25 protein-coding genes are annotated in these 24,427 nt (G+C 71.5%); 7 read left to right on the forward strand and 18 right to left on the reverse strand.

The window, feature by feature from the left end:
• Window positions 1-84: 84 nt before the first annotated feature.
• The gene (locus NJ376_RS15830) at window positions 85-699 is read left to right on the forward strand and encodes a DUF938 domain-containing protein (RefSeq protein ID WP_252954253.1); all 615 of its coding nucleotides are present in this window, start codon (window positions 85-87) and stop codon (window positions 697-699) included.
• A 222-nt stretch (window positions 700-921) separates the two neighbouring features.
• Here the strand turns inward: NJ376_RS15830 and NJ376_RS15835 are convergent, their stop codons facing one another.
• From NJ376_RS15835 to NJ376_RS15875, 10 genes are all read right to left on the reverse strand, one after another.
• Window positions 922-2,403, reverse strand: a complete 1,482-nt coding sequence (locus NJ376_RS15835; RefSeq protein WP_252954254.1) for a carboxypeptidase M32 — start codon at window positions 2,401-2,403, stop codon at window positions 922-924.
• Window positions 2,404-2,471: 68 nt separating this feature from the next.
• Window positions 2,472-3,203: an SURF1 family protein gene (locus NJ376_RS15840; RefSeq protein WP_252954255.1), complete on the reverse strand. Its 732-nt coding sequence runs from the start codon at window positions 3,201-3,203 to the stop codon at window positions 2,472-2,474.
• A gap of 32 nt (window positions 3,204-3,235) precedes the next feature.
• Window positions 3,236-3,586: a DUF983 domain-containing protein gene (locus NJ376_RS15845; RefSeq protein WP_252954256.1), complete on the reverse strand. Its 351-nt coding sequence runs from the start codon at window positions 3,584-3,586 to the stop codon at window positions 3,236-3,238.
• Between the two features lies 1 nt (window position 3,587).
• The gene (locus NJ376_RS15850; protein WP_252954257.1) at window positions 3,588-4,436 is read right to left on the reverse strand and encodes a cytochrome c oxidase subunit 3; all 849 of its coding nucleotides are present in this window, start codon (window positions 4,434-4,436) and stop codon (window positions 3,588-3,590) included.
• A gap of 465 nt (window positions 4,437-4,901) precedes the next feature.
• Entirely contained in the window at window positions 4,902-5,513 is a 612-nt protein-coding gene (locus NJ376_RS15855; protein WP_370288315.1) for a cytochrome c oxidase assembly protein, read from the reverse strand.
• 224 nt (window positions 5,514-5,737) lie between these two features.
• Window positions 5,738-5,869 carry a hypothetical protein gene (locus NJ376_RS28775; protein WP_256476386.1) on the reverse strand — a complete coding sequence of 44 codons (132 nt, stop codon included), beginning with the start codon at window positions 5,867-5,869 and terminating at the stop codon, window positions 5,738-5,740.
• Window positions 5,866-6,795, reverse strand: coding sequence for a heme o synthase (locus NJ376_RS15860; RefSeq protein WP_252954258.1), 930 nt, complete (start codon window positions 6,793-6,795; stop codon window positions 5,866-5,868). Before NJ376_RS15860 ends, NJ376_RS28775 begins: the two co-directional genes overlap by 4 nt.
• A gap of 84 nt (window positions 6,796-6,879) precedes the next feature.
• A complete protein-coding gene (gene ctaD / locus NJ376_RS15865) occupies window positions 6,880-8,475 on the reverse strand; it encodes a cytochrome c oxidase subunit I (protein WP_252954259.1) in 1,596 nt (531 codons plus the stop codon).
• Between the two features lie 4 nt (window positions 8,476-8,479).
• Window positions 8,480-9,394, reverse strand: a complete 915-nt coding sequence (gene coxB, locus NJ376_RS15870; protein ID WP_252954260.1) for a cytochrome c oxidase subunit II — start codon at window positions 9,392-9,394, stop codon at window positions 8,480-8,482.
• Between the two features lie 230 nt (window positions 9,395-9,624).
• Window positions 9,625-10,029 (reverse strand): ArsR/SmtB family transcription factor, encoded by a 405-nt coding sequence (locus NJ376_RS15875; protein ID WP_456309433.1) that lies wholly within the window; start codon window positions 10,027-10,029, stop codon window positions 9,625-9,627.
• A 121-nt stretch (window positions 10,030-10,150) separates the two neighbouring features.
• Between NJ376_RS15875 and NJ376_RS15880 the strand changes: the two genes are divergently transcribed.
• Complete coding sequence (locus tag NJ376_RS15880; protein WP_252954261.1) at window positions 10,151-11,476, forward strand: Nramp family divalent metal transporter; 1,326 nt, start codon at window positions 10,151-10,153, stop codon at window positions 11,474-11,476.
• Window positions 11,477-11,493: 17 nt separating this feature from the next.
• Window positions 11,494-12,231, forward strand: a complete 738-nt coding sequence (locus NJ376_RS15885) for a transglycosylase SLT domain-containing protein (RefSeq protein ID WP_252954262.1) — start codon at window positions 11,494-11,496, stop codon at window positions 12,229-12,231.
• Here the strand turns inward: NJ376_RS15885 and NJ376_RS15890 are convergent.
• Both NJ376_RS15890 and NJ376_RS15895 read right to left on the reverse strand, forming a co-directional pair.
• Window positions 12,194-12,853, reverse strand: coding sequence for a class I SAM-dependent methyltransferase (locus tag NJ376_RS15890; RefSeq protein ID WP_252954263.1), 660 nt, complete (start codon window positions 12,851-12,853; stop codon window positions 12,194-12,196). The genes NJ376_RS15885 and NJ376_RS15890 overlap by 38 nt on opposite strands.
• Window positions 12,854-12,940: 87 nt before the next feature.
• Window positions 12,941-13,813, reverse strand: coding sequence for a DMT family transporter (locus NJ376_RS15895; RefSeq protein ID WP_252954264.1), 873 nt, complete (start codon window positions 13,811-13,813; stop codon window positions 12,941-12,943).
• Between the two features lie 255 nt (window positions 13,814-14,068).
• Between NJ376_RS15895 and NJ376_RS15900 the strand changes: the two genes are divergently transcribed.
• Window positions 14,069-14,956, forward strand: coding sequence for an SMP-30/gluconolactonase/LRE family protein (locus NJ376_RS15900; protein ID WP_252954265.1), 888 nt, complete (start codon window positions 14,069-14,071; stop codon window positions 14,954-14,956).
• 392 nt (window positions 14,957-15,348) lie between these two features.
• Here NJ376_RS15900 and NJ376_RS15905 read toward each other — a convergent pair whose 3' ends face one another.
• From NJ376_RS15905 to NJ376_RS15920, 4 genes are all read right to left on the reverse strand, one after another.
• Window positions 15,349-16,179: a universal stress protein gene (locus NJ376_RS15905; protein WP_252954266.1), complete on the reverse strand. Its 831-nt coding sequence runs from the start codon at window positions 16,177-16,179 to the stop codon at window positions 15,349-15,351.
• Between the two features lie 167 nt (window positions 16,180-16,346).
• Entirely contained in the window at window positions 16,347-17,540 is a 1,194-nt protein-coding gene (locus tag NJ376_RS15910) for an MFS transporter (RefSeq protein ID WP_252954267.1), read from the reverse strand.
• 180 nt (window positions 17,541-17,720) lie between these two features.
• A complete protein-coding gene (locus NJ376_RS15915) occupies window positions 17,721-19,115 on the reverse strand; it encodes an FAD-binding oxidoreductase (RefSeq protein ID WP_252954268.1) in 1,395 nt (464 codons plus the stop codon).
• Window positions 19,116-19,147: 32 nt separating this feature from the next.
• Window positions 19,148-20,005: a dimethylarginine dimethylaminohydrolase family protein gene (locus NJ376_RS15920; RefSeq protein ID WP_252954269.1), complete on the reverse strand. Its 858-nt coding sequence runs from the start codon at window positions 20,003-20,005 to the stop codon at window positions 19,148-19,150.
• A 247-nt stretch (window positions 20,006-20,252) separates the two neighbouring features.
• On the opposite strand from NJ376_RS15920, the gene metZ reads away from it, so the two are divergent.
• From metZ to apaG, 3 genes are all read left to right on the forward strand, one after another.
• The gene (metZ, locus tag NJ376_RS15925; RefSeq protein ID WP_252954270.1) at window positions 20,253-21,446 is read left to right on the forward strand and encodes an O-succinylhomoserine sulfhydrylase; all 1,194 of its coding nucleotides are present in this window, start codon (window positions 20,253-20,255) and stop codon (window positions 21,444-21,446) included.
• A 349-nt stretch (window positions 21,447-21,795) separates the two neighbouring features.
• Window positions 21,796-22,398 (forward strand): LysE family translocator, encoded by a 603-nt coding sequence (locus NJ376_RS15930; protein WP_252954271.1) that lies wholly within the window; start codon window positions 21,796-21,798, stop codon window positions 22,396-22,398.
• 4 nt (window positions 22,399-22,402) lie between these two features.
• Window positions 22,403-22,816: a Co2+/Mg2+ efflux protein ApaG gene (apaG, locus tag NJ376_RS15935; protein WP_252954272.1), complete on the forward strand. Its 414-nt coding sequence runs from the start codon at window positions 22,403-22,405 to the stop codon at window positions 22,814-22,816.
• A 17-nt stretch (window positions 22,817-22,833) separates the two neighbouring features.
• Here apaG and NJ376_RS15940 read toward each other — a convergent pair whose 3' ends face one another.
• Both NJ376_RS15940 and mnmA read right to left on the reverse strand, forming a co-directional pair.
• The gene (locus tag NJ376_RS15940; protein WP_252954273.1) at window positions 22,834-23,259 is read right to left on the reverse strand and encodes a hypothetical protein; all 426 of its coding nucleotides are present in this window, start codon (window positions 23,257-23,259) and stop codon (window positions 22,834-22,836) included.
• 31 nt (window positions 23,260-23,290) lie between these two features.
• Window positions 23,291-24,367: a tRNA 2-thiouridine(34) synthase MnmA gene (gene mnmA, locus NJ376_RS15945; RefSeq protein ID WP_252954274.1), complete on the reverse strand. Its 1,077-nt coding sequence runs from the start codon at window positions 24,365-24,367 to the stop codon at window positions 23,291-23,293.
• Window positions 24,368-24,427: the final 60 nt, after the last annotated feature.

Here is a 24,427-nt window from a genome sequence, read left to right on the forward strand (position 1 = left end):
GAGATGTCGGCTGCGGCGCAAATAGCGCGTGACCATTCGCACCAGTGCGTGATCCTTGGAGCAAACCTTGAGGGAGGCCCCCGCATGGCTGCACGCGCCCAGGATGCCCGCCGCCACGCCCCTGCCACGCTCCGCAACCGGGACGCCATCCTGGCGGTGCTGCGCCGGCACCTGCCGCCATCCGGGCTGGTGCTGGAGATCGCCAGCGGCAGCGGGGAGCATGCGGTGCATTTCGCCGCCGCCCTGCCCGGCCTCGCCTTCCAGCCGAGCGATCCGGACCCCGGCGCCCGGGCCAGCGTCGATGCCTGGGCGCGTGCGACCCGCCTGCCCAATCTCCGCCCGGCCCTGGCGCTGGATGTGCGGGAGACCCCCTGGCCGCTGGACCGTGCGGATGCGGTGTTCTGCGCGAACATGATCCATATCGCCCCCTGGGCGGCGACGCCGACGCTGCTGGCCGGGGCGGCGCGCTGCCTGGCGCCGGGCGGGGCGCTGATCCTCTACGGCCCCTTCCGCCGCGGCGGCGCCCATACCGCCCCGAGCAACGCCGCCTTCGATGCGGAGCTCCGCCGGCAGAACCCGGAATGGGGGGTGCGGGCGCTGGAGGAGGTGGCGGCGGAGGCCGCTGCCGCCGGCTTCGCCGCCCCGCTGGTGGAGGAGATGCCGGCGAACAACCTGATGCTGGTGTTCCGCCGGGTCTGACGGCGGCAGGGAGAGGGCGGGCCGGCGGCTTGGCGCCCCGCCCTCTCCTTGCCGGCGGGGCACCGCGCCAAGGCGGGATCGGTCGAGCCTCGCTCCCTCATCCTGCTCCGGCTCGTTGCCCGGTCGGGCCCCATCCACGGTGCGGCCGATCCGACGGCACCCCATCACGCTCCGGCCTCGGACGGTCCGGCCGCCCGGCGACTCCGCTCGGCGCGAGCCGCCCTATTGCAGATAGCGTGCGCTGAGATGCGCCATGAAATCCGCGGGGTCGAGCGGCTTGCCCGTCGCATGCCGCAGCAAATCCTGGAAGCCGAGGCGCGAGCCCTGGCTGTGCACCTTCTCCCGCAACCAGGCGGTGAGCGGCCGCAGATCGCCCTCGGCGATCGCCGCATCCAGCCCCGGCACCGCCGCCCGCGCCGCCTGCATGAGCTGCGCCGCCGCCATGGCGCCGAGCGTATAGCTCGGGAAATAGCCGAAGGCGCCGTCATGCCAGTGGATGTCCTGCAGGCAGCCCTGCGCATCATCCGGCGGGGCGATGCCGAGCAGCGCCCGGAACCCCTCATTCCAGGCGGCGGGCAGGTCGGCCACCTCAAGCCTGCCCTCGATCATCGCCCGCTCCAGCCGAAAGCGCAGGATGACATGCGCCGGGTAGGTCAGCTCATCGGCATCCACGCGGATGAAGCTGCGCGCGACGCGGCGCCAGTGCCGCGCCAGGTTCTCCCGCGCATAGGGCGCGGCCTCGCCGCCGAAGGTGGCGTGCAGCCGGCGGCCGAGGAAGCCGAGGAAGGCGTCCGAACGGCAGGCCTGCATCTCGATGATCAGGGATTGCGATTCATGCGCCGCCATCCCCGCCGCCTGGCCCACCGGCTGGCGCGCCCAGGCTTCCGGCAGGCCGCGCTCATAGAGGGCGTGGCCGGTTTCGTGCAGCACGCCGAGCAGCGCCTTCCCCACCTCCTGCTCCGCATAGAAGGTGGTGATGCGGACATCGGTGGGGGTGCCGCCGCAGAAGGGGTGCAGGCTCTCATCCAGGCGGGCATGGTCGTAGTCCAGCCCGACCCGCTCCGACATCTCCCGGCACAGGGCACGCTGCTGCGCCACCGGGAAGGGGCCGGGCAGCGGCAGGGGGGCGGGCGCGGCGGCCGCGCGGGCCTCGGCCCGTGGCAGGGCCTCGGCCAGGAAGGTCTCGTAGGCGGTGAAGATCGGCTCCACATCCGCCGCGGCGATGCCGGGCTGGTAGCCATCCATCAGCGCGTCATAGGGGGCAAGGCCGGTGGCGGCGGCGAGCGCCGCGGCGCTCTCCCGCTGCAACCGGACGACTTCGGCGAGGGCCGGGCGGACCAGGGCGAAATCCGCCTTCGCCTTGGCCTCCCGCCAGATCTTCTCGCAGGCGGCGTTGGCGCGGGTGGTCGCCTCCACCAGCGAGGTCGGCAGGCAGGTGGCGCGGCGATGCTCGCGCCGCATCAGGGCGAGGTTGGCGCTTGCCCATTCGCCCTCCGCCGCGGCGGCGGCGAGGTCCTCGGCCACCTCGGGCGCCGTCAGCAGCTCATGCTGCAGCCCGGCGAGGGTGGCGAGCTGCTCGCCCCGCGCCGCGGCGCCACCGGGCGGCATCATGGCGCTGGCATCCCAGTGCAGCATGGCGCTGGCCTCGCCCAATGTGGCGATGCGGGCGAAGCGGGTGGCGAGGCGCTGATAGGCGGGGTTCATGCGGCGGTCTTCCTCTTCTCCATCCCGTCCGGGCGCATCCGGCGCGCCCGGCACCGTCGAAGGCGGTGTCATGGGCCGTCCTCACCGGCAGGCAGCGGCGGCGCGGGCTCGGGCCGCCGCCACAGCGCCGCCAGCACCACCCCCGCCAGCGCCGCCGCCAGCCCATACCAGGTGACGGCATAGCCGAGATGCGGATTGGTCGGCCGCGGCAGCGCCGAGGCGGCCACGGGCAGGGTCGCAGGCGTGGCGCCCGGCGCCGCCAGCGCCACCAGCCCGAAGGGCGCGGGCGGCGGCAGGTCCAGCGCCTGCCCGATCGCAGCGGGGTCGAAGAGGTAGAAGCGCCGCCCCGCGGGATCGTCCTTCGGGCTGTTCCAGTCCCGGCTGTCGGCCGGGCGGACATAGCCGGTGACCGTGACCTCGCCCTCGGGATGGCCGATCGGCCGGTCCCGCTCCAGCGGCACCCAGCCGCGGTCCACCAGCAGGGGCGGCGCCCCCTCCCGCAGCAGCGGCGTCAGCAGACGGGCGCCGAGGGTGGTCCCGCGCAGCTCCACCCCCAGCAGCGCCTCCCGCCCATGGTCGAAGCGGCCGGTGGCGGCGACCTTCGCAAAGGGCTCCGGGCTGGCGGAAAGGGGTTGCGTCGGCCCTGCCTCGGCGGCGGCGATATGGGCCAGCAGCTCGGTCTTCCAATGCAGCCGCCGCACCTGCCAGGTGCCGAGGCCGAGCAGCACCGCCAGCACCGGCAGGGCGGCCAGCGCCAGCCCCCAGCGGCGGCGGGGCGGAGAAGGGGATGCGTCGGGCATGCGCGGCAGATGGCGTCGGGACAGGACGCTGCCTATCCCGGCCGGTGGCGGTAGTTCAGCCCGACCAGCGCCGCCTTCGCCACCCGCATGACCAGCAGCGTCAGCGGCAGCACCAGCGCCGGCCACAGCACCGCATGCACCCAGAGGGGCGGCGAGAATTTGGTGTCCACGAAGAGGGCGGCGATCACCGCCACGGCGCCGGCCACGAAGATGCCGGCCACCGCCGGGCCGTCCCCCGCGTCATGGGCGCGGAGATCGAGGCCGCAGACCGGGCAGGCCTCCCGCACCTCCAGCACCCGGATGAAGATCGGGCCGCGCCCGCAACGCGGACAGCGGCCCAGAAGCGCTGCCGGCACCAGCGGTGCCGGCCCCGTGGCGGACATCTCAGTGCTCGGCGATCTCGCCGGCGCCCCACCAGTAGATGCAGACGAAGAGGAACAGCCACACCACGTCCACGAAGTGCCAGTACCAGGCGGCGGCCTCGAAGCCGAAATGCCGCTCCGGCGTGAAATGGCCCTTCATGGCGCGGATCAGGCAGACCAGCAGGAAGGTGGTGCCGACCAGCACGTGGAAGCCGTGGAAGCCGGTGGCGAGGAAGAAGGTGGAGGGATAGATGCCGCCGGTGAACTTGAACGGCGCCTCCATGTACTCCACCGCCTGGAAGAAGGTGAAGCTGGCGCCCAGCACCACGGTCAGCGCCAGGCCCTGGATCAGCGTCTTGCGGTCGCCATTCAGCAGCCCGTGATGCGCCCAGGTGACCGTGCAGCCGGAGAGCAGCAGGATCATCGTGTTCAGGAAGGGCAGGCCGAAGGGGTCGAAGGTCAGCACGCCCTTGGGCGGCCAGATCGCCACCTCGGCGCCCGCGACATGGTTCGGGTAGAGGGCGAAGTGGAAATAGGCCCAGAAGAAGGCGACGAAGAACATCACCTCGGAGGCGATGAACAGCGTCATGCCGTAGCGCAGGCCGATGCGCACCACGGGGGTGTGCATGCCGGGGGTGTGCGCCTCCCGGATCACGTCCCGCCACCAGAAGAACATGGTGGAGAGGACGCCGATGATGCCGAGGTAGAGCATCCAATGGATGCCGTAATGCGCCAGCAGGATGATGCCGAGGACCAGCGCCCCGCCGGCGAAGGAGCCGATGAGCGGCCAGGGCGAGGGATCGACCAGGTGGTAGGGGTGCTTGTGCAGCGGGGCGGGTTCCGCCGCCGCCATATCCGTGGTGCTGGCCATCGCGCGTCCTGACAGAGTGGTCCGGTGCCCACGGGGCCCCGGTGCAGTGTGCCGCATCAATCCTCAAAACCCGGCGGCGATCAAGGGTGGGGGCGGGAAATTCCGGCATCCGGGGGCGGTTCGGCCGCCCATGGGCGCGCCGGCCGCGGGGAAAGCCCGGCACAGGCCTGGAGCGCGATCGGTTGCGGCCGGACCGAGCGGAACCACGACCCACACGGCCGGACAGGGAGCCGGCGCAGGAGGGCGGCACGAAGCGCGGCCGATCCCGCCCCGGTGTGCTGGCCGCCCGGCTCGCCGCCTCTCCGGCGAAGCGGGCAGGCAGGCGGGCCGTTCAGCTGGAGGCGGGCGGCCCGAGGACGCCATCCGCCGGGCTGCGGGGCCGGGCCGCCAGCGGCAGGGACCTTCGCCCCGGGCTGCAGGGGCCGGCCTGCGGCTTCGCGGCCCGGTGCGGGAGAGGCGGCGCGCTCAGGGCGTCGCGCGGATCGCCGAGCCCACATGCGGCCCGGCATTCGCCAGCGCCCCGCTGCGCTCCGCATCGTCCAGGCTGCGGAAGAAGGTGTAGCTGATTGTGATGGTGCGGATGTCCCGGGTGTTCGGGTCCTCCGCCATCTTCGGATCCACCCAGAAGGAGATGGGCATGTCCACCTCCTGCCCCGGCGCCAGGGTCTGCTCGTTGAAGCAGAAGCAGGCGGTCTTGTGGAAATACTTGCCCACCACCTCGGGAGTGACGTTATAGGTGGCGACGCCCGTCACCGCCTGCTGCGACAGGTTGGCCGCCTGGTAGAAGGCCACGCCCTCCTCCCCCACCCGGAGGGAGGTGGCGCCCTGCATCGGGGCGAAGCGCCAGGGCAGGTTGGGCTGGGTGTTGGCGTTGAAGCGGATGGTCACCACCTGCTCCCCCGCCCCCGGCGCGGCGGGGCCGCCCACCTGCACCGTGCCGTTATAGCCGGTGACCTGGCAGAAGATGCGGTAGAGCGGCACGGAGGCGAAGGCGAGGCCGACCATGCCGACGACGAGGCCGGCGACGCCGATCCCCATCAAGCGGTTGCGGCGGCGGAGCGTTGCGGGATCCATCATGCGCCTCATTGCAACATGGCCGCCCGGGGCGGCGGCCGAAAACCTGCCCGGAGCATTGCCGGATCAGATGGGATCACCTGACCGGATGTCCGCCCGGACCGCAGGATGCCCGGGGCGAGACCCCTGCCCGGCCCGGCGGACCGGGCGCTTGACCGGCGGCCCAACAAGGCGTTCCGGCAGGGCCGGACGGGCCGTGGCGCCCCGGCGTGGCGCCTAGCAGCCGCTCAGCCGCCCCGCAGCACCCGGGCCGTGCTGATGAAGAAGAACAGCACGACCAGGATCAGCAGGGCGCCCAGCACCGCCCAGTTCTTCTGCCGCCGGCGGCGGTAGAATTCCGCCTTCTCCTCCGGCGTCATCGCAGCACCAGCCGGTCCACCACCACGGCCAGGAACACCAGGGCGAGGTAGGCCAGGGAATAGCGGAAGGCGCGCCGTGCCGGGGCGTCGCCGGTCAGGCTGCGCCCCTCGGCGTCCTGGCGGTCCCGCCAGACGCGGAGGGCATGGTAGACGAAGCCGGCGCCGAGCAGCCCCGCCACCGCGGCGTAGAAGGGCCCGGCATAGCCGAGCAGGCTGGGCAGCAGGCTGATGGGCAGCAGCAGCAGCGTGTAGAGCAGCACCTGCTTCCGCGTCTCCCGCGCGCCGCGGGTCACCGGCAGCATCGGCACGCCGGCGCGGGCATAGTCCGCATGGGCGTAGAGGCTCAGCGACCAGAAATGCGGCGGCGTCCAGAAGAAGATGATGGCGAAGAGGATGACGGGATAGACGCTCACCTCCCCGGTCACCGCCGCCCAGCCGATCACCGGCGGGAAGGCGCCGGCGGCGCCGCCGATGACGATGTTCTGCGGCGTCCGGCGCTTCAGCCAGATGGTGTAGATGAAGACGTAGAAGAGGATGGAGACGCCGAGCGTCGCGGCCGCCACCCAATTGGTCGCCAGCCCCATGATGGCGACGGAGGCGGCGGCGAGGCCGACGCCGAAGGCCAGCGCGCCGCCAGGGGCGATGCGCCCGGCCGGAATGGGCCGGGACTTGGTCCGCCGCATCACCGCATCGATGTCGCGGTCGTACCACATGTTGATGGCGCCCGCCGCCCCGGCGCCGAGCGCGATGCAGAGCATGGCGGCAACGGCCAGGGCGACGGGAAGGCGCCCCGGCGCCACCAGCAGCCCGCAGATGCCCGTCAGCAGCACCAGGGACACCACCCGGGGCTTCAGCAGGGCGACCCAGTCGGAGACCTCGGAGAGGTCGGTGTCGATCGGCGTGGCGGCGGCGGCTGCGTCGGACATGGTGGCCCTGTTTACGGCCTTGAAGCAGGAAACGCCACACCTTGCGGCGTGGCGTTCCGGGTCCGGTTCCGAGGGCCGGGGCGCTCAGCGCACCCGCGGCAGCTCCTCGAAGGTGTGGAAGGGCGGCGGGGAGCTGACCTGCCACTCCAGCGTCGTGGCGCCCTCGCCCCAGTAATTGTCCGCCACATGCTCCTTGGAGGTGAAGGTCCTCCAGCAGACATAGAGGAAGACGAGCACCGAGGCGCCGGCGAAATAGGCGCCGATGGAGGAAATGAAGTTCCAGTGGGCGAAGGCGTCCGGATAGTCCGGGTAGCGGCGGGGCATGCCCTGCGCGCCCAGGAAGTGCTGCGGGAAGAAGATCAGGTTGGCGCCGATGAACAGCAGCCAGAAATGCACCTTCCCCCAGAATTCCGGGTACTGCTTCCCGCTCATCTTGCCGATCCAGTAGTAGAAGCCGGCGAAGATGGAGAAAACGGCACCCAGCGACAGCACGTAGTGGAAGTGCGCCACGACGTAATAGGTGTTGTGCAGCACCACGTCCACGCCGGCATTGGCCAGCTTCACGCCGGTGACGCCGCCGACGGTGAACAGGAAGATGAAGCCGATGGCCCAGAGCATCGGCAGCTTCAGCTGGATGGAGCCGCCCCACATGGTGGCGATCCAGGAGAAGATCTTGATGCCCGTCGGCACCGCAATGACCATGGTCGCGGCCATGAAGTAGGCCCGGGTATCGACGTCGATGCCCGAGGTGAACATGTGGTGGGCCCAGACCACGAAGCCGACCACGCCGATCGCCACCATGGCGTAGGCCATGCCGAGGTAGCCGAAGACCGGCTTGCGGCTGAAGGTGGACACGATGTGGCTGATGATGCCGAAGCCCGGCAGGATCATGATGTAGACTTCGGGGTGGCCGAAGAACCAGAACAGGTGCTGGAACAGCACCGGGTCGCCGCCGCCCTCGGGCTTGAAGAAGGCCGTGCCGAAGTTGCGGTCGGTGATCAGCATGGTGATGGCGCCCGCCAGCACCGGCACCGCCAGCAGCAGCAGGAAGGCGGTCACCAGCATCGCCCAGACGAAGAGCGGCATCTTGTGCAGCGTCATGCCGGGCGCGCGCATGTTGAAGATGGTGGTGATGAAATTGGCCGCGCCCATGATGGAGGAGGCACCGGCCAGGTGCAGCGCGAACAGCGCCAGGTCCATCGAGATGCCGGGGTGGTAGGCGATGTCCGACAGCGGGGTGTAGATCGTCCAGCCCGCGCCGGCGCCCTCGCCGACGAACAGGCTGGCGACGCCCATCATGAAGGCCGGCACCAGCAGCCAGAAGCTGATGTTGTTCATGCGCGGGAAGGCCATGTCCGGCGCGCCGATCATGATCGGCACGAACCAATTGCCGAAGCCCCCGATCAGCGCCGGCATGACCACGAAGAACACCATGATGATGCCGTGGGCGCTGACCACGGCGTTCCAGGCCTGCCCGTCGGAGAAGATCTGCATCCCCGGGGTCTGCAGCTCCATGCGCATGAGCAGGGAGAGGACGTAGCCGACGATCCCGGCGATGACCGAGAAGATCAGGTAGAGGGTGCCGATGTCCTTGTGGTTCGTGCTGAAGAACCAGCGCGCCACGAAGCCCGGCGCGTGGTCGTGATGACCATGCTCGTCGTGATGGGTCGCGGTTGCCATGGGATCAGTCCCGCCTCGTCTCGCTCGTTGCCAGGGCAGCCAGCTGCGGCGCCGCTTCCGGTGCCGCGGGGGTGGCCGCCGCGTATTTCTTCTTCGCTTCCTCGACCCAGGCCTGGAACTCGGCCGGGGACACGGCGCGGACCTGGATGGGCATGAACCAGTGGTTGGTGCCGCAGATCTGGTTGCACTGGCCGTAGAAGGTGCCGGCGCGGTCGGCGCGGAACCAGGTCTCCAGCGTCCGGCCGGGGATGGTGTATTTCTGCACGCCCAGCGACGGGACGAAGAAGCTGTGGATCACGTCCTGCCCCGTGGTCAGCACCCGGACATTGGCGCCCACCGGGATCACCAGCGGCTCGTCCACCGTCAGGTTGCGGAGCTGGCCCGGCTGCAGCTCCTCGGTCGGGATCGGCCGGCTGTCGAAGGCGAAGCCGCCATTGTCCGGGTAGGCGTAGTGCCAGTACCACTGCCGGCCCTGGACGTTGATCGTCAGGTCCGCCTCGCGCGCCCGGTCCTCATAGTAGATGAGGCGGAAGGAGGGGATGGCGATGATGATCAGGATCAGCACCGGCACCACCGTCCACGCCACTTCCAGCAGCGTGTTGTGGCTGGTGCGCGACGGCGTCGGATTCGCGCTCTCGCGGAAACGCCACACCGCATAGGCCAGCAGCGCGGTGACGAAGATGGTGATGACGATGATGATCCACAGCACCAGCGTATTGAAGTCGTGGATCGCTTCCTTCACCGGGCCGCCCGCGGCCTGCAGCCCCACCCCCCAGGGCACCGGCGCGCCGAAACTCGTATGCGTCTCTCCGGTCACGCCCCCGGAGGCGCCCTGCGCCAGGGCCTGCCCCATGCCGAGCAGGGCCGCGGCTGCCAGCCCCATCGCCTTGCCGATCCAACGCCCGATCAACCGATGCATCCCGTATCCCGCCCGGACGCGCCGGCGCGCGCCGCCCTGATGCCTCCACAGCCGCGGCCGCCTTGCAATGCAGGGCGGGCCAGCCGGCGCGTCGCGTCCCCTGCCGGAGCAGGGGGGGAGCGATGCAGGCGGGACCATAGTCGGGCCGCAGCAGCCTCACAAGTCAGGCTGGGCGGGGCGCGGGCGGGTTACATGGCGGCACGCGCGGGCGCCGCAGGCGGGCCGGTGGCTCAGCCGCCGCCCTCGGCCTCCGCATCCACCTCCGCCACATGGTCCACCATGTCGGAGAGCATGGAGCGGATGTGTTCGTCCTGCACCGCGTAGAAGACCTGACGGCCGCGGCGATCCGCCTGCAGCAGCCGGGCGGCGCGCAGCAGCCGCAGATGGTGGGAGACGAGGGAGGCGGAGATGCCGAGGCGCTCCGCCATCTCCCCCACCGCCGCCGGCGCATCGAGGCAGGCGAGAATGATTCTCAGCCGCGTCGGGTCACTCATCAGGCGGAACATCTCCGCCAATTCGACAACCTGGTCGTCGCCGATCCGCTCCCGCCCGCGCATGTCGCCTCGCCTCGCCCAGCCCCTACAGTCGCGCTGCGGCAGCGCCAGGGCAAGCGAAGGCTTGACAGGACGCGCCATGGGGCACACTTGCGGTCATGTTCTAAACGTTTGAAAAACAAGGGACAATTGAACAGTTGAAGACCTGTTCACGCATCCCCTCCGCCGGCGCGCCCGAATCGCGCCGCCCGGGGCGTCATCCATGCTGAACCGGCCGCAATCCGCCACGGCGGAGGACGGCGTCAGCCTGCCGGAAATCCATCGCAGCGTCGGCGTGCCGCATGCCGGCGGCTGGCTGCGCCGGCTGCTGGCCTTCGTCGGCCCCGGCTACCTGGTGGCCGTCGGCTACATGGACCCCGGCAATTGGGCCACCGCCCTCGCCGGGGGATCGGCCTTCGGCTACACGCTGCTGACCGTCGCGCTGGCCTCCTCGCTCATGGCCATGCTGCTGCAGGCGCTCTGCGCCCGGATCGGCATCGCCACGGGGCGGGATCTGGCGCAGCTCTGCCGGGAGCGCTTCCCGAGGCCGGTCGGCTACGGGCTCTGGGGGCTGGCGGAAATCGCCATCTGCGCCACCGACCTGGCGGAGCTGATCGGCACCGCCATCGCGCTCGAGCTGCTCTTCGGCATTCCGCTGCTGCTCGGCGTCATCCTCACCGCGGCCGATGCGCTGCTGATCCTCTGGCTGCAGCATCGCGGGGTGCGCTGGCTGGAGGCGCTGGTGGCCGGGCTGATCCTGCTCATCTTCGGCTGCTTCGCCGCCCAGCTTGCCCTGGCCCATCCGGATTGGGGGGCGGTGATGCGGGGCTACCTGCCCTCCCTCTCCATCCTGACGGAGCAGGAGCAGCTCTACATCGCCATCGGCATCCTCGGCGCCACGGTGATGCCGCACAACCTCTACCTGCACACCGCCGTGGTGCAGTCCCGCGCCGTGGGGACCGGGCCGGCGGCGCGGCAGGAGGCGATCCGCTTCGCCACCATCGACAGCACGGTGGCGCTCTGCCTGGCCCTGCTGGTGAATTCCGCCATCCTCATCACCGCCGCCGCGGTCTTCCACGCCGGCGGCCGGACGGAGGTGGCGGAGATCCAGGAGGCGCATGCGCTGCTGGCGCCCATGGTCGGCACCACCGCGGCGGCCACGCTGTTTGCCGTGGCCCTGCTGCTCTGCGGGGTGAATGCCACGGTCACCGCCACCATGGCCGGCCAGGTGGTGATGGAGGGGTTCCTCGGCCTGCGGATGCCGCCGGTGCTGCGGCGGCTGGTGACGCGGCTGGTGGCGATCGTCCCCGCGGTGGTGGTGACGGCCTTCTACGGCCCCTCCGGCACCGCGCAGCTGCTGATCCTCTCCCAGGTGGTGCTGTGCCTGCAGCTTCCCTTTGCCGTGGTGCCGCTGATGCTGTTCGCCAGCGATGCGCGGCGCCTGGGCGAGCTGGCCGCCCCGCGCTGGCAACTTGTGCTCGGCTGGCTCGCTACCACCGTGATCCTGGTGATGAACGCCAAACTCCTGTGGGACGCCATCACCGGTTGAGAGTCGTGCGAGGTGCCTTGATCAGCAGACTCGGACCGGGGTCCGGGGACCGGTCCGGTCCCCGGCGGGGGCATGGGGGCAGCGCCCCCATCTTTCTCTTCTTTCTCCTGTGGTGCACCCCCGCCCTCGCCCAGGACTGGGCGCTCTGCCGCCAAGCCATCGCCGCCGCCGAGCCCGCCTCCGGCCTTCCCCGCGGCCTGCTGCTGGCCATCGCCATGGTGGAGACCGGCCGCCAGGACCCCGCCTCCGGCCGCCTCGCCCCCTGGCCCTGGTCCTGGAATGCGGGGGGCGAGCCCGGCTTCGCCCCGAGTCGCGCCGCCGCCGAGGCGGAGGTGCGCGCCCTGCTGGAAGGCGGCCGCCGCTCCATCGATGTCGGCTGCATGCAGATCAACCTGCTGCACCACCCGGACGCCTTCCCCCGCCCGGAGGACGGCTTCGACCCGGCGCGCAACGTCGCCTATGCCATCCGCTTCCTGAAGGCGCTCTACGCCCGCACCGGCCACTGGGGCACCGCCATCGCCCAGTACCATTCCGCGGATGAGGAGCGGGGCGCCAGCTATCAGAGCCGGGTGGCGATGGCCCGGCTGGCGGCCGCCTGGAGCCAGGGGGGCAGCGTGCCGCTGCGCGCCGCCATGCGCGGCCTCTGCGCCGCCGGGCGGCAGCCGGTGCTGGTCTTCCGCCGCGGCGCGCCGCGGCCGCATCTGGCCTGCGGCGGCGTCAGGCCAGGGCGCGGTTCGGCACGCGCACCAGGGTGAACAGGCCGAAGGGCTGGCAGGGGGTGATCTCCACCGCCTGGCGCGGATCGTCCAGCAGGTCGCCCAGGGCAAAATCCGGGTGCCAGCCCAGCACGCGGGAGAGCGGCGCCAGGGTCCGCTCCGCCCACCAGCGCAGCCCGCCCTCGGCGGCGAAATGGTTCACGAAGAGCAGCTCGCCCCCCGGCCGCACCACCCGGCGCATTTCCCGGAACAGGCGCCGGGCATCCGGCACCACCGTCGCGGTGAACATGGCCACGGCGATGTCGAAGCTGCCATCGGCGAAGGCCATGGATTCGGCATCCATCTCCACCAGGCCCTCGACGTTGCGCAGCTTCTCCTGCTGCACCCGCTCCTTGGCCTTGGCCAGCATGTCGCGGGAGAGGTCGATGCCGACGACGTTCTTGCGCGGGTCGTAGAGCGGCAGGGCGAGGCCGGTGCCGACGCCCACTTCCAGCACGTGCCGGCCCGGCAGCAGATTCACGGCCGCAACGGCGCGGCGGCGGCCGGCGGCCGAGACGCCGCCGAAGACGCTGTCATAGATGCCCGCCCAGCGGCGATAGGCCTCGCGCACCGCATCGGTGTCGAGCGCCGCGCGGGGGTGGCCCAGCTTGCGATCGGCCACCTGGAGCCTTGCGTGGGAAATGATCCCTCTCCCCCGAATTCTTGAAGGCTTCGCTAGACCAAGCGGGACTCCGACGCAAGCCGGGTTTCAGGTGGCGCCGGGCCGCCGGTCCGGCAGCGCCACCAGCACCCCGCCCCCGGCAATGACCAGCGCGCCCGCCAGCGTCCAGCCATCCGGCCAGTCGGCAAACACCAGAATGCCGGCGAGAGTTGCCCAGATCAGCTGCGTATAGGAGAGCGGGGCGAGCAGGCTGACCGGTGCCCTGGCATAGGCCACCACCATGATCCCATGCCCCAGCGCCCCCAGCAGGCCAAGGGCGACCAGCAGCACCCAGTCCAGCGCGCCGGGCCAGACCCAGACCAGGGGCTGCACCAGGCTGGTGGCGATGCTCGCGGCGAAGCCGGTGTAGAGGATGGTGGTGCGCGGGTCGTCGATCGCCGCCAGCTTGCGCGTGAGAATGGCATAGACCGCGAAGAGGCTGGCCGTGCCGAGCGGGAAGAGCGCGGCCCAATGCATGCTGTGCCCCCCGGTCAGGAAGGGCGGGCGCACCGCCAGCATCACCCCGAGCAGGCCGATCAGCACCCCCGCCCAGCGCCGGGGCGAGACCTTCTCCCGCAGCCAGACGGCGGCGAGCGCCACGGTAAGCAAGGGGGAGGCGAAGCCGATCGCCGTGGCATCGGCCAGCGGGATATGCACCAGCGCGTTGGAGAACAGCCAGTTGGAGCCGGCCAGCATCAGGCTGCGGGCGATCTGCAGGCCGGGGGCGCGGCTGCGCCAGGGCAGCCGGCCCATGGTGAGGCGGAACATCAGGGCGACGGAGAGCAGGCTGAACAGGAAGCGCGCCCACATGAGCTGCGGCACGGCAAAGCGCGCCGTCAGCAGCTTCAGCAGCGTGTCCATGCAGGAGAAGGTCGCCAGCGCCAGAAGCATCAGCGCCGCGCCGGCAAGCCGGCCGTTCACCGGCCGGTTGGGGTATGGGGCATGGGGTGCATCATGGCGGGCGAAACGGTAGGGGCAAGGGGCTCCGCCCCGTTGGCGGCAGTGCCGCCGCCCCCCGCCGAAGCCAGGACCTGCCCCCGGACCCCGGTCCGAGTTCCGGTGGAGCCCAGCCCAAGGGGTCCAGGGGCCCTTCGGCCCCTGGGGGAGAGCGCGAGAGGGGCAGCGCCTCTCTCGCCCCCCTTTGCACGGGCCGCGCCTGGGTCCAGGCTAGGTGGTATGTGGCCGCCCCCGCCCCGCGAACTCCCGGTTCGCCGCTTCTCCGCCCTGCCCTCTGGCCTGCGCCAGCCGCGCCGCACCGCCTGGTCGGACGCCAACCGCGCCGGCGCGGCCATCGACAGCTTCCTGGAAGGCCCCTGCTTCGACGCGGCGGGCGCCTTCTATGTCAGCGACATCCCGAATGGCCGCATCTTCCGCGTGAAGGGGGAGGCCTGGGAGCTGATCGCCGAGTATGAGGGCTGGCCGAACGGCCTCGCCGCCCGGGAGGGCGAGCTGCTCATCACCGATTACCGCCACGGGCTGCTGAGCCTCGCCCCCGCGACCGGCGCCATCGCCCCGGTGCTGGAGAATGTCCTCTCCGAGGGTTTCCGCGGGCTGAACGACCTGGTGGTGGACGCCGCCGGGAACATCCTCTTCACCGATCAGGGCCAGACCGGGCTGCAGGACCCCTCCGGCCGGGTCTGGAGGCTGGGCGCGGATGGCCGGATCGACCGGCTGATCGGCAACGGTCCCAGCCCCAACGGCATCGCGCTGAACGCCGCCGGCACCCATTGCTACGTGGCGATGACAAGGAGCTGCGAGGTCTGGCGCTTCGCGCTCCGCGGCGATGCGGTGGTGGGCAAGGCGAATTGCTTCTTCCGCGTCCCCGCCGGCACTTCCGGGCCGGATGGCATGGCGGTGGATGCGGCGGACAGGCTCTTCATCGCCAATCCCGGCCATGGCCAGGTCTGGGGCGTAGACCCGCATGGCATGCCGCTGTTCCGCCTGGACTGCACCGGCTTCGGCCGCATGCCGACCAATTGCTGCCTGACGCCCGATGGCCGGACCCTGCTGATCACCGAGAGCCAGTCCGGCACGGTGCTGGCCGCGGACATCCCGTTGGGCTGACGAGGCGCCTCCCTCCCCGCCCGTGGGGAGGAGCGCGCCCATTCATTGCTGCGCCGCGGCGGGCGTGCGGAGTCTCGGGAAGCTTGCGTATCCGCTTCCCATGCGGGCGCGCATGCGGCGTCGCGGGATCGGGTTGGCGCTGCGCCCAAGCAGCCTGTCGCCCATCGTTCTTCCGCGACTTTGCTGCCGAATGAGATGCAAGGTCGCGGAAGACAAGCGAATCCGGTCCCGCGAAGAGGTGCGGCGTCTTCGTAGGAATTCCTGGCGCCCCCATCAAACCCACGACCACCCGGTGTCCGTCCGCGGCTTTCCCGCAGAAGGCTATGCGGGATCTTCGGAGTTCAACGAATCCGCCCCCCCGTGAAGGCGCGCAGCGACTTCGTGGGGAAAAATCAGTGCTGGACGAACACCGCGCAGGGCGCCTCCCGCAGCAGCCGGCGCGTGCTGGTGCCCAGCAGCAAGGCCCGCAGCCCGGTCTTGCCGAAGCCGCCCATCACCAGCAGCCGCGCCGGCAGCCGGGCGGCCTCGGCCAGCAGCAGCTCCGCCGGATGGCCGCCGACCACAGGCCATTCCGTTACCGCCAGCCCGTGCCGGCGCAGATAGGCGGCGCCCTCGGCCGCCAGCCGCCCGGCCTCCTCGCGCTCGGCATGCGCGGCCAGCAGCGTCACCGGCGCGCCTTCGGCCAGCCCCAGCAGGGCGAAGCTCTGCAAGGCCCGCTGTGCCGGCAGGGAGCCGTCATACCCCACCAGCACCTGTCCCTCGGCGGGTGCCCCGGGCGGCACCACCAGCAGCGGCCGCGGCCCGTCCTTCAGCAGCGCCTCCACCACCGGGGCCAGCCCGTCCTCATTCTCCTCCCGCCCCAGCGTGCTGTCGCGGCCGAGCAGGATCAGGTCATGCGTCGCCCCCGCCCGCAGCAGGGCGGGCTCCGGCGCCTCCTCCAGCCGCAGCTCGGCGAAGGGCAGGCCGGCGGCCGCCTGCCGCGCCGCGTCCAGTGCCGCCTGCGCCTCCGCCTCCAGCCGCGCCGCCAGCACGGCGTTGCGCCGCTCCGCGAAGGCGGCGCCGCCCACCGGCACCGGCTCCTCCGCATCCCGGCTGTGCGGCCGGTCCAGCACCACGGCCAGGGTCAGCGCCGCGCCCAGCCGCCGCGCCAGACCGATGCCCAGGTCCCGGGCCGCCTGCGCCCCCGGCGTATCGTCCAGCGCCACCAGGATGCTGCGCAGCATGCCGCCCCTCTCCCCGTCCCGGCCGCTGGCCGTCTCCGCCAGCGCCGCAAGCCTTGCCGCCAGCCTAGAGCAGATCGCCGTAGGGCGGCATCGCCCGAAGGCGTGAATCTGCTGTGCAAACAAAGGCGTAGAGCGTTTTCGGTGAACGCATGTGAACCGAAAACGCTCTAGCCCGCCCGCCGCCAGAGCAGGAACAGCCCGGTGCAGATCACCAGCGCCAGGGCGAAGCTCAGCAGCGCCGCCCCCGGCCCGCCCCAGGCCGCGGCCAGCCCCGCCACCACCTGCAGCACCGCCGCGCCGCCGAAGAAGGACATGTTCTGGGCCGAGAGCGCACGCCCCGCCAGCTCCGCCGGCACCAGCCGCCGCACCTCGTCGAAGCAGAGGATCTGGAAGGAGATGACGCAGCCGATGACAAAGAACATCGCCGCATCATAGGCCGGCGGCAGCGCCGCCCCTTCCGGGCCGCCCGCCACCAGCGCCACCAGCATCAGCGCCACCGTGAAATGGCTGCCCGCCAGCAGCAGCACCGGCCGCCCCGCCGCCCTTCCGATGGCGCCGCAGATGACCGGCGCCAGGGTCATCGCCAGGGCGAAGCCCAGCAGGATGTTGCCTGCCGCCAGCCGGTCCAGCCCCTTCGTCTCCATCAGCCAGGGCCCGCCCCAGAGGCCGCGGATGCCGTACATCACCGCGAAGCTGGCGAAGGCGATGGCCATCATCGGCCGCAGCGGGCGGGAGGCGGCGAGCGCCAGCACCGCCCGCGCATCGCCGAGCACGCTGGAGCCGGCGGCCCGCGCCGGCCGCCCCCCCGGCACCGTCGCCGCCACGGCGAGGAAGGCGAGCGCAGCCAGCCCCGCCGAGACCCAGAAGCTGGCCCGCCAGCCCGCCCAATCCACCAGCACGGCCAGCGGGCTGGCCGAGAGCAGCAGGCCGGAATTGCCGAAGGTGAGGATGATGCCGGACCAGATCATGAAGCGCGAAGGCGGCACGTTGCGGGCGGCGAAGGTCATCGGGCACATCAGCATGCCGGAGCAGCCGAAGCCGAGCAGCGCCTGGGCCAGCACCATGCTGCCCGCCCCCGGCGCCAGCGCCGCCAGCACCGCGCCGCCGCCCGCCACGGCGAAGAGGGAAAGCGAGGTGCGGCGCACCCCGAAGCGGTCCAGCCCGACCCCCACCGGCACCATGCCGAAGGCGAAGGCCAGCGGGTAGACGGCCGCCATCAGCCCCAGCCCCTCGGGCGAGAGCAGCAGATCCCGCTGCAGCACATCGGCCGCAAGGGCGGGAATCGAGCGCACGGCATTGGCGAAGACATGGCCGAGCGTCAGCGCCAGGATCGGCACTGCGTATCCGCCGCGTTGCGGCAATGTTTCCTCCCAAGCTTTCCTGCGGCGGCGTTGAGGGAGGGCTTTGCCCTCCCTCAAACTCCCACCCGCCAAAGGCCGAAAGGCCTTTGGAAACCAATGGCTAGACTTAAGGGTTCCAAGGGCCCTTCGGCCCTTGGCGGGTGGAGCCCGAGGAGGGCAGCGCCCTCCTCGGACACTCCGTCAGTTCCTGAACAGCTTGCCGGGGTTGAGGATACCCTTCGGATCGAAGCTCTGCTTGATGCCGCGCATCACCGCCAGCGCCTCGGCGCCGTGCTCCTCCTCGAGGAACTCCCGCTTGCCGAGCCCCACGCCATGCTCGCCGGAGCAGGTGCCGCCCAGCGCCAGGCCACGCGCGACGATCTTCCGGTCCAGCTCCCAGGCGCGGTCGAGGCCCGCCGGGTCGTTGGGGTCGAACAGGATCACCTGGTGGAAATTGCCATCCCCCACATGCCCGACGATGCAGGTGGTGAGGCCGGAGGCGATCGCATCCTCCTTGGCCCCGACGATGGCATCGGCGAGCCGGCTGATCGGCACGCAGACATCGGTGGTGATGCCGCGCAGGCCGGGGATGAAATTCACTGCCGCCCAATAGGCGTCGTGCCGCGCCTTCCACAGCTTGTTGCGCGCCTCGGCATCCGTCGCCCAGGCGAAGCCCTCGCCACCGAGATCGCTGGCGATTGCCTCCACCGCCTCCGCCTGCTCCTTCACCCCGGCCTCGGTACCGTGGAATTCCAGAAACAGCGTCGGCGCCGGGCGGAAGCCCTCCAGCTTCGAGTATTTGATGCAGGCTTCCATCTGGTCCGCATCCAGCAGCTCGATCCGCGCCACGGGGATGCCGGACTGCATGGTGAGGATGGTGGTGTTCACCGCCGCGGCGAGGTCCGGGAACTGGCACACCGCCGCCGACATCGCCTCCGGGATGCCGTGCAGCCGCAGCCGCACCTTGGTGATGACACCGAGCGTGCCCTCCGAGCCGATGAAGAGCCGCGTCAGGTCGTAGCCATTGGAGGCCTTGCGCGCCCGCCCGCCGGTGCGGATGACGCGGCCATCCGCCAGCACCACTTCCAGCCCCAGCACATTCTCCCGGATCGTGCCGTAGCGCACCGCATTGGTCCCGCTGGCGCGCGTGGCGCACATGCCGCCGATGGTGCAATGGCTGCCGGGATCGACCGGGAAAAACATCCCCTGGTCGCGCAGGAACTCGTTCAGCTGCTGCCGCGTGACGCCCGGCTCGATCAGGCAGTCCATATCCTCGGCATTCACCTCCAGCACCTTGTTCATGCGCGAGAGGTCGAGCGAGATGCCCCGCCGCACCGGGTTCACATGCCCCTCCAGCGAGGTGCCGGCGCCGAAGGCCACCACCGGCACGCCATGCTGATGGCAGAGGGCGAGGATCCGGCTCACCTCCTCCGTGCTCTCCACGAAGGCGACGGCATCCGGCAGGGTGGGCGGCGTCTGGTCCTCGCCCCGGCTGTGCTGCTCCCGTACCGCCTGGGCGGTGGAGAGGCGATCCCCGAGGAACTCCCGGACGGCGGCGATGACGGCGTCCACCGGACGCGGGGTGATGGTGTTCATGGAGGGGTCCTCATCCCGCCTTCGCGGGGCTGTCAAGCATCCCGCGCCAGCGGGCATGTCAAACAATGCGGGCCGCCGCCGCCGGCGGTAAACAGCGAAAGCGGCGGGTCCAGGACGGTCAGCCCCTCCGCCCGCAACGCCGCATTCAGATCGCGGCTCTCCGCCGCTGAGATCACCCGCCCCTCCCCCAGCGCCAGGATGTTGCAGCCGAGCTGCATGGCGGCGCGGTAGGGCACGTTGAGGCAGCTTATGCCATGGGCGCCGAGCCAGGCCACGAAGCCGGGATCCAGCACGTCGAGGCAGGCCGCGGCGAGCCCCGGCGCCGCCAGGCAGAACAGCACGTCGAGATGCAGGAAATGCTCGTCGAAGGTCTCGATCCGCACCTCCCAGCCCTCCGCCCGCAGCCAGCCCGCCAGCTGCTCCGCCCCGGCGAGGTCGGTGCGGCCGCCGCTGGCGCCGATCAGGGCGAGGCCGGGGCGGAGGATATGGACGTCGCCCCCTTCCAGCGTCCCGGCCGAGCTCTTGCGCCAGAAGCGGCTCCCCTGGCCCTCGTGCCAGTCGAGCAGATGCGCGTATTCTCCCCGCCGTTGCGGCCGTTCGAGCTGGCAGAGCACCGGGCCGCGATGCGTCACCACCACGGAATCCCGGGTGTAGGCCATGTAGGGCAGGTGCGGCTGGGGCGGCAGGAGATGCACGCGGGCGCCGCCCTGCTCCAGCGCCGCCACCAGCTCCCGGTGCTGGGATTGCAGCCCCTGCAGGTCGGCCTCGCCCCCGCCGGCCAGGGTCCGGCGGGCGATGCTGTTGGTCGGCAGCCAGCGGTAATGGTCCGGCGGGCAGACCAGCACCTCCCTGAGCCGGCCGGTCTCGGAGGCGACGATCCATTCGGGCATGGGCCGAGCCTGCCGCGCCCGGGCCCCGGCGTCCAGACGGGGCCTTGACCCCGGCTGGCCGAGGCGCCTATGCGTGACCTCGGCGGCGCGAGCTGCTCCTCGCGATTTGTCCGGCCAGCTTGCGGCGAGGTCCTTCGGGCGCCCCATCAGGGGCGAAAACAAGCGCGCTAAACGGCCGAGGGATGGCGCCCGCCATCCCCCGCCCCGTGCAGGGGGCCGGACGCCGTGCATTTGCAAGGTGCCCGTGATGCCGAAGACCCTGCCCAAACGCCCGCTCCGCCCCGCCACCCTGCTCGTCCGCGGCGGCACCAACCGCAGCAACCATGACGAGACGGCCGAGGCGCTCTTCCTCACCTCCGGCTTCGTCTATGACAACGCCGAGCAGGCCGAGGCGACCTTCGCCGGCACGGCGCAGCATTTCCAGTATTCCCGCTTCGGCAACCCGACGACGGCAATGCTGGAGCAGCGCCTGGCCGCGCTGGAAGGGGCGGAGGCCTGCCGGCTGACGGCCACCGGCATGGCCGCGGTGCATGCCGCCATGCTCTCCCATCTGAAGGCCGGGGACCGGGTGGTGGCGTCGCGCGCGCTCTTCGGCTCCTGCCACTGGATCGTCTCCACCCTGCTGCCGCGCTACGGCATCGAGGGCGTCTTCGTCGATGGCGGCGACCTGGCGCAATGGGAAGCGGCGCTGGCGAAGCCGACGGCGCTGGTGCTGCTGGAGACGCCCTCCAACCCGATGCTGGAGCTGGTGGACCTGCCCGCCGTCGCGGCGCTGGCGCACCGGGCCGGCGCGCTGGTGGTGGTGGACAATGTCTTCGCCACGCCGCTGCTGCAGAAGCCGCTGCAGCTCGGTGCCGATGTCGTGGTCTATTCCTGCACCAAGCACATGGACGGCCAGGGCCGCGTGCTGGGCGGCGCCGTGCTGGGCAGCAAGAAGTGGGTGGATGAGGTGCTGCAGCCCTTCATCCGCAACACCGGCCCCTCCATCAGCCCCTTCAATGCCTGGGTGATCCTGAAGGGGCTGGAGACGCTGCATCTGCGCGTCCCCGCCATGTGCCGCAGCGCCGCCGCCATCGCCGAATTCCTCGGCGGCCGGAAGGAAGTGGCGCGCGCCCTCTATCCCTTCGCCGAGAGTCACCCGCAGCATGCGCTGGCGAAGCGGCTGATGACGGATGGCGGCACGCTGGTGACCTTCGACCTGAAGGGCGGGAAGGAGGCGGCCTTCCGCTTCTGCAACGCGCTGCAGGTGATCGACATCTCCAACAACCTCGGCGATTCCAAGTCGATGGTGACGCATCCGGCAACGACGACGCATATGCGCATCGGCGCGGAGGAGCGCGCAAAGCTCGGCATCACCGATGGCACGATCCGGCTTTCGGTCGGGCTGGAGGATGTCGCGGACCTCATCGAGGATCTCGGCGCCGCGCTGGACGCCGCCTGAGTCCCCACGACGGCGCTGCGCGCCGCCGCGGGGGACCCCATAGGCGCCTGGCGAGCGGCGCCTCGCACAGCCTGGCGCGGCGAAGCCGCGCCAGGGCAATGGGCGGTCCGGCAAGAAGACTGCGCCTTCGCGATCACAAGACGGCGCTTCGAAGCGACAGCGGCGGGGCATGGGCGAAGGCGGCCATGCGCATATGCCAGGGTGCGCCTGCCGCGCAGCCCTGGCGTGAACCCGGCACCAGGGAGCATGTGGCGCCCGACCGGAGCGGTCAGCATCGGGCGAGGCATCCACGCGCAACTGGCGCCCACCCGCCCCGCCATGGCAGGCTGGCACCGGGGAGACACTTCGCATGGCACTCGACACCTGGGCGGCCTTCCTCGCCGCCTCCACCCTGCTGCTGCTGATCCCGGGGCCGACCATCCTGCTCGTCATCGGCCAATCGCTCGGCGGGGGAAGGCGGGCGGCGCTGCCGCTGGTGGCCGGCGTGGCGCTCGGCGACCTCGCCGCCATGTCCCTCTCGCTGGCCGGGCTCGGCGCCCTGCTTGCCGCTTCCGCCACCCTCTTCACCGCACTGAAATGGGCCGGCGCCGCCTATCTCCTCTGGCTCGGCGTGAAGCTCTGGCGCGCCCCCGTCGCGGCGGCGGCGCCGCCCGCCGCCCCGCCCCGCCGCGCCTTCCGGGACGCCTATCTGGTGACGGCGCTGAATCCGAAGAGCATCGCCTTCTTCGTCGCCTTCGTCCCGCAATTCCTGGACGCGACCGCGCCCTGGCTGCCCCAGGCGGCGATCATGGTGGCCAGCTTCGTTGTCCTCGCCGCGCTGAACGCGCTGGGCTACGCGCTGCTGGCCGGCCGCCTCTCCGCCGCCATCGCCCGCCCCGGCCTGCGGCGCGGCATCAACCGGCTCGGCGGCAGCATGCTGATCGGCGCCGGCCTCGCCACCGCACGGAGCTGACGCCATGGCCCGCAGCCCCGAGGACTACTCCGCCGTGACGCGCGACATCCGCGTCACCATCCGCACCTTCTTCCTGGCCGACCAGTCGGAGCCGGAGCGCAGCCACTATGTCTGGGCCTATCGCGTCACCATCGCCAATGAGGGACGGCAGACGGTCCAGCTCCTGAAGCGCACCTGGCTCATCACCGATGCGCAAGGTCGCACCCAGCGCGTGCATGGCGACGGCGTGGTGGGCGAGCAGCCGGTGCTGGAGCCGGGGGAGAGCTTCGAATACACCTCCGGGACCCCGCTCTCGACACCCTCGGGCTTCATGCGCGGCCTCTACCACATGATCGACAGCGGCTCCGGCGAGCCCTTCGACGTGACCATCCCGAGCTTCAGCCTGGACAGCCCGCACGAGCCGCACCGCGTGCATTGAGCATGTGCCCGCGCCGTTCAGCGCAGCGCAGCGCGGAGGGTGGCGAGGAAGGCGCCGAGGCCGAGCAACGCATTCGCGGCATGCGACCATTCCCAGTCGCGCCGCAGCCCCTCCCAGCCCGGTGGCAGCATGGTCCAATTGGCCGTCGCCTGGTTGGCCGGGAAGGTCCAGGCGAAGAACACGCCAAGCCCGGCCAGCAGCAGCGCCGCCGCCAGCAGCGCGGGCCAAGCCGCGCGCCCTTCCCGCCGCAGCCGCCAGGCCAGCGCCAGCTCGGCGAGGATCGCGGCAATGGGCAGCGCGCCGAGCATGGCCCAGCCATCATAGGCCCGCTGCGCCGCGAGATAGGACTCCGGCGCCAGCGTCAGCTTGTTCGGCAGGGCGAAGAGATGCGCGCCGCCCGGGATCAGGGCCAGCGCGGCGAGCAGCAGGGCCAGGGTGCGCATGCCGCGAAAAAGGCAAGCGGCCGCCCCGGTTTCACGCCGCGCGGCGGATAAAGCCCCCGGCCAGCACGCGGTCGCCGTCATAGAGCACGCAGGCCTGGCCGGGCGCCGCGATCGCCGGCGCCTCCGGCCGCACAAGCAGCGTGGCGCGTGCCGCATCCCATTCGGCCGTGGCCGGCTGCGGCACTTCCCGCGCCCGCAGCTTCACCTGGCAGGAGACGGGCCCCGCCGGCGGCGGGCGCAGCCAATTCACCTCGGCCACCTGCACCTCGACCTGCGGCAGCGCCGCCCGCGGCCCCACCACCACGCGCCGCCGCCCCGGCTCCAGCGCCGCGACATAGAGCGGCTGTTCGCCATCATAGGAGGCGGTGCCGAGCCCCCGCCCCTGGCCCACCGTGTAGCGGGCGATACCCTCATGCCGGCCGAGCACGCGGCCATCCAGATGCACGATCTCGCCCGGCTCCGCCGCTTCCGGCCGGTGCTTCGCCACCACCTCATGGTAGCGGCCGGCGGGGACGAAGCAGATATCCTGGCTGTCCGGCTTCTCGGCGACGCTGAGGCCGAGCCGCGCCGCCTCCGCCCTGACCGTCGCCTTGTCCGGGAAGCCGCCCAGCGGGAAGCGGCTGAAGGCGAGCTGCGCCGGCGTCGTCAGCGCCAGGAAGTAGCTCTGGTCCCGCGCCGGATCGGCGGCGCGGTGCAGCTCCGGCCCCGACGCGCCCTCGACGCGCCGGGCATAATGCCCGGTCGCCAGCGCCTCCGCGCCCAGGTCGCGGGCCAGCGCCACCAGATCGTGGAACTTCACCGTCTGATTGCAGCGGATGCAGGGAATCGGCGTCTCCCCCGCCGCGTAGCTGGCGGCGAAATCCGCCACCACCGCGTCGCGGAAGCGCGTCTCCCGGTCCAGCACGTAATGCGGGATGTCGAGGCGGTCGGCGACGCGGCGGGCATCCATGATGTCCTGCCCGGCGCAGCAGGCGCCCTTCTTCTGCACGGCGGCGCCATGGTCGTAGAGCTGCAGCGTGGCGCCGATCACCTCATGCCCCTGCTCCTTCAACAGGCCGGCGACCACGCTGCTGTCCACGCCGCCGGACATGGCGACCAGGATCCTCATGGCGTGGTCCCCCCGCAGGCGGGGATGACGGAGAAGGGGAACAGCCGGAAGGCGCCCTGC

This window comes from Siccirubricoccus soli, from assembly GCF_024178315.1.
Classification (GTDB): domain Bacteria; phylum Pseudomonadota; class Alphaproteobacteria; order Acetobacterales; family Acetobacteraceae; genus Siccirubricoccus; species Siccirubricoccus soli.

Excerpts from the sequence above, each read along its gene's own strand:
- NJ376_RS15830 (WP_252954253.1), top strand. The coding sequence starts at position 85 with ATGGCTGCACGCGCCCAGGATGCCCGCCGCCACGCCCCTGCCACGCTC.
- NJ376_RS15835 (WP_252954254.1), bottom strand. The coding sequence starts at position 2,403 with ATGAACCCCGCCTATCAGCGCCTCGCCACCCGCTTCGCCCGCATCGCC.
- NJ376_RS15840 (WP_252954255.1), bottom strand. The coding sequence starts at position 3,203 with ATGCCCGACGCATCCCCTTCTCCGCCCCGCCGCCGCTGGGGGCTGGCG.
- NJ376_RS15845 (WP_252954256.1), bottom strand. The coding sequence starts at position 3,586 with ATGTCCGCCACGGGGCCGGCACCGCTGGTGCCGGCAGCGCTTCTGGGC.
- NJ376_RS15850 (WP_252954257.1), bottom strand. The coding sequence starts at position 4,436 with ATGGCCAGCACCACGGATATGGCGGCGGCGGAACCCGCCCCGCTGCAC.
- NJ376_RS15855 (WP_370288315.1), bottom strand. The coding sequence starts at position 5,513 with ATGATGGATCCCGCAACGCTCCGCCGCCGCAACCGCTTGATGGGGATC.
- NJ376_RS28775 (WP_256476386.1), bottom strand. The coding sequence starts at position 5,869 with ATGACGCCGGAGGAGAAGGCGGAATTCTACCGCCGCCGGCGGCAGAAG.
- NJ376_RS15860 (WP_252954258.1), bottom strand. The coding sequence starts at position 6,795 with ATGTCCGACGCAGCCGCCGCCGCCACGCCGATCGACACCGACCTCTCC.
- ctaD (WP_252954259.1), bottom strand. The coding sequence starts at position 8,475 with ATGGCAACCGCGACCCATCACGACGAGCATGGTCATCACGACCACGCG.
- coxB (WP_252954260.1), bottom strand. The coding sequence starts at position 9,394 with ATGCATCGGTTGATCGGGCGTTGGATCGGCAAGGCGATGGGGCTGGCA.
- NJ376_RS15875 (WP_456309433.1), bottom strand. The coding sequence starts at position 10,029 with ATGGCGCGTCCTGTCAAGCCTTCGCTTGCCCTGGCGCTGCCGCAGCGC.
- NJ376_RS15880 (WP_252954261.1), top strand. The coding sequence starts at position 10,151 with ATGCTGAACCGGCCGCAATCCGCCACGGCGGAGGACGGCGTCAGCCTG.
- NJ376_RS15900 (WP_252954265.1), top strand. The coding sequence starts at position 14,069 with ATGTGGCCGCCCCCGCCCCGCGAACTCCCGGTTCGCCGCTTCTCCGCC.
- NJ376_RS15905 (WP_252954266.1), bottom strand. The coding sequence starts at position 16,179 with ATGCTGCGCAGCATCCTGGTGGCGCTGGACGATACGCCGGGGGCGCAG.
- NJ376_RS15915 (WP_252954268.1), bottom strand. The coding sequence starts at position 19,115 with ATGAACACCATCACCCCGCGTCCGGTGGACGCCGTCATCGCCGCCGTC.
- NJ376_RS15920 (WP_252954269.1), bottom strand. The coding sequence starts at position 20,005 with ATGCCCGAATGGATCGTCGCCTCCGAGACCGGCCGGCTCAGGGAGGTG.
- metZ (WP_252954270.1), top strand. The coding sequence starts at position 20,253 with ATGCCGAAGACCCTGCCCAAACGCCCGCTCCGCCCCGCCACCCTGCTC.
- NJ376_RS15930 (WP_252954271.1), top strand. The coding sequence starts at position 21,796 with ATGGCACTCGACACCTGGGCGGCCTTCCTCGCCGCCTCCACCCTGCTG.
- apaG (WP_252954272.1), top strand. The coding sequence starts at position 22,403 with ATGGCCCGCAGCCCCGAGGACTACTCCGCCGTGACGCGCGACATCCGC.
- NJ376_RS15940 (WP_252954273.1), bottom strand. The coding sequence starts at position 23,259 with ATGCGCACCCTGGCCCTGCTGCTCGCCGCGCTGGCCCTGATCCCGGGC.
- mnmA (WP_252954274.1), bottom strand. The coding sequence starts at position 24,367 with ATGAGGATCCTGGTCGCCATGTCCGGCGGCGTGGACAGCAGCGTGGTC.